General features: G+C 61.6%; 4 protein-coding genes and 1 pseudogene. All 5 read left to right on the top strand.

Going from position 1 to position 2,631, the window contains the following annotated elements:
* Positions 1-252 precede the first annotated feature (252 nt).
* The 5 genes and pseudogenes from ACTBDU_RS14415 (at position 253) to ACTBDU_RS14435 (ending at position 2,518) form a co-directional block, all read left to right on the top strand.
* On the top strand, positions 253-435 hold the full coding sequence (locus tag ACTBDU_RS14415) for a hypothetical protein (RefSeq protein WP_438806949.1): 183 nt from the start codon (positions 253-255) through the stop codon (positions 433-435).
* A gap of 293 nt (positions 436-728) precedes the next feature.
* Entirely contained in the window at positions 729-983 is a 255-nt protein-coding gene (locus ACTBDU_RS14420) for a hypothetical protein (protein ID WP_438806950.1), read from the top strand.
* Positions 958-1,227, top strand: coding sequence for a hypothetical protein (locus ACTBDU_RS14425; RefSeq protein WP_438806951.1), 270 nt, complete (start codon positions 958-960; stop codon positions 1,225-1,227). Before ACTBDU_RS14420 ends, ACTBDU_RS14425 begins: the two co-directional genes overlap by 26 nt.
* A 789-nt stretch (positions 1,228-2,016) precedes the next feature.
* Positions 2,017-2,298, top strand: a pseudogene (locus tag ACTBDU_RS14430) (DUF1804 family protein); the annotation flags it as partial.
* Between the two features lie 103 nt (positions 2,299-2,401).
* The gene (locus tag ACTBDU_RS14435) at positions 2,402-2,518 is read left to right on the top strand and encodes a hypothetical protein (protein WP_438806952.1); all 117 of its coding nucleotides are present in this window, start codon (positions 2,402-2,404) and stop codon (positions 2,516-2,518) included.
* Positions 2,519-2,631: the final 113 nt, after the last annotated feature.

The following is a 2,631-nucleotide window of genomic DNA, read 5'->3' on the forward strand; positions in this document are numbered from 1 at the left end:
CGCAACCGCTGCTTTCTGGCTGAGCTGGATCGGCTGCTGGCTGAGGGGGAGTCCACCACCATAACCCTAACGCTATTGTGCCCACGCCATGGCATCGCCGCGACCCGCGTCCGCGAACTGGTGCGCCAGCGTCAGGCGAAGTCACCGCCCGAGCAACCCACCCTGTTCTGAGTATTACCCTCTACGCCCCCATCATCGGCACCGCCGGTCACCTTGCGCCACAATAGACTCATGTTCTGCATGAGGTTTTTTATGTCCCGCGCCATTCATCGCATCATTATTCACTGTGCCGCCACACCTAATGGGCGCGTCCTGGGCCGGGACGGCGAAAACACCGCCCAGGTGATTGACCGCTGGCACCGGGCGCGCGGTTTTCACCGTGACGCCCCGGCCAATGATAACGGCCTAACCAGCATTGGCTACCATGGGGTATAATTGACGCTGACGGTCAGTGGCTGATCGGGCGCGATGTGGAAGAAGTGGGTGCCCATGTGCGCGGCCATAACGCCGATTCGCTGGTTCTCTGCCTGGTGCGCGCCGACCAGTTTACGTCGGCGTAGTGGGCCGTGCTGCGCACCCAGGTATTGGCGCTGCGTGTGCGCTGGCCCGAGGCCACTTCTGCACGGCCACAATGAATTTTCCAGCAAGCTGTGCCCAGGATTTTCAGTACCGGCCTGGGCGTCGGGGAACTTCGCGCCGCTGCGCGACCATCTGTGTGAGCGTATCTTATGATGGCGCGTTTGGCTGAGCTGGTCACTAATCCCGAGGGGCGGCTATCGACCTCGGATGTGATTATCGTCGGTGCGTTTCTGGTCAGCTCCCTGCTGGTGCTGGGCTGTGCCTGGAGCCGTCAGGAGACGGACCTGACGCTCGGGGTCTATCTCAGCGCCTGGGTCACCCATGGCGACGTCGCCCGCTTTAGCACCGCCCGACGCGCCCGTAAACAGGGAAACGCTGATGACACCGCTACTCGCACTGATTAAGTTCATTCGCCGTTTGTGGTGGATAGTCGTACTGGTTGCCGCTCTGGCCCCGGCGGTGCAGGCTACTGGCGCGGCATACAGCAGGCCAGGCTGGTTGCCCAGACAACACTGGCCACCCGGCAGGCCGAGTGTGAAGCTCGACAACGCCAGCAGGCGCAGGGCAGGCCACACAACAGGCGCTGGAAACCGCCCTGATCCGGCAGCAACAGCTGCACAGGGGGGCAATGACCGGCTCAGCGCGTAGCTGGAAACCACACAGCACGCCCTGACGCTGAAAACCCAACAGTTACAAGGAGTATTGCCTATGCGGTGGCCCATGATGGCGCTGCTTATACCGGCCTGGGACCTGATGGGCTGCAGCGCTACCGCGCCGCCCTCGGCTACCCCGCCGACGATAATACTGCCCTGTCCGCGCCCGCCGGCCAAACTGCTGGTGTTGCCGCCCATGCCGCTGCCCCCGTATAAGGGGGGCTTGGCCCGGAGGCGTTGCTGCACCACGCCAGCGACTACGGGGCCGGGTGTTTGACCCTGCGGGCCCAGCTGCAGGCGATAAACGCTTTCTATAGCGCACAGGAGAAACCGCGTGATGAGCCTCGATCTGGCCTTCAATATTGCCCTGAGCCTGCTATCGGCGCTCGGCGGCCAGCGCCTTAAAAGCGTCAGTGAAGAACTTCGCCGCCTGTAGTATGAACTGACCCAAGTACGGCAGGACTATCAGCGGCGTAAGGATGCACAGCGCGACCTGCAGCTGATGACCGCATGATGCAGGACATTAAGGACAGTATTCAACGTGTTAATAACAAGCTCGACCGCAAGGCCGACAAATAATGAGGAGCATGATTCATGAAACCACAGGATGTGATGTCGCCGGTGCTGGCAGAGCTGCGCACCATTCGTACCCAGCTCGACGGCATCGACCGCCGCCTTGACAGCCTGTAGGTGAAGGGCGCACGGGCCGGCGGTAGCGCCGGTGTCGTGACCGGCGGCGTGGTCGCCACCGGGCTGCGCTCATACGGGCGCGACTGGGGGTGTAATGGCGCATTCCAGGGCCACCCGCGAGGGGCTGCGCCGGGCTTATGTGTTCGGCAACCTGTCTCTGGAGCTGGCGGCAATCCAGTGCGGCGTCAGTGTGCATTCCGCCCGCCGCTGGAAAAAAGAGACGCTGAACAGTGGCGATGACTGGGAGGTAATACGCAGCGCTCATTTGCTGGCCAATGGCGCGCCGGAAGATATCGCGTGCGCCATCCTGACCAGACTGATGGCGCAGTTTCAGGAGACACTGGAAAAAGCCAACCTGGCTGACACATTGAGTGCCCCAGAGCGGGTTGAGCTGCTGGCACGCTTAACGGATGCGTGGAGCGAGTCCATTGCCGCCAGCAAAAAAAGCCTGCCCGAGACCCAGCCAGCTGGCCACCGCCATGGAGACTCTGAAACTGTTCTCGGCGTTTATTCAGGACAAACACCCCCGACATCTGGCGGCGTTTGTTGACATTCTTGAGGCTTTCGGACCGGTACTGGAAAAACATTATGGCTAATCAATTCGTTGAAATCCGGGATGACGTGGCCGTTATCGCGGCAGACATCACCAAGGTTTGGGTCAGCAACGGCGGCGAGGTGTTTGTCAAGCTGCGCGACGGCGCGGTGCATG

It is taken from the genome of Sodalis sp. (in: enterobacteria) (genome assembly GCF_051710625.1).
In the GTDB taxonomy this organism is placed as follows: domain Bacteria; phylum Pseudomonadota; class Gammaproteobacteria; order Enterobacterales; family Enterobacteriaceae; genus JBPESN01.

What these genes read in the sequence shown, in the direction of transcription:
- ACTBDU_RS14425 (WP_438806951.1), top strand. Translation starts at nt 958, where the DNA reads ATGACACCGCTACTCGCACTGATTAAGTTCATTCGCCGTTTGTGGTGG.
- ACTBDU_RS14435 (WP_438806952.1), top strand. Translation starts at nt 2,402, where the DNA reads ATGGAGACTCTGAAACTGTTCTCGGCGTTTATTCAGGACAAACACCCC.
- ACTBDU_RS14420 (WP_438806950.1), top strand. Translation starts at nt 729, where the DNA reads ATGATGGCGCGTTTGGCTGAGCTGGTCACTAATCCCGAGGGGCGGCTA.
- ACTBDU_RS14415 (WP_438806949.1), top strand. Translation starts at nt 253, where the DNA reads ATGTCCCGCGCCATTCATCGCATCATTATTCACTGTGCCGCCACACCT.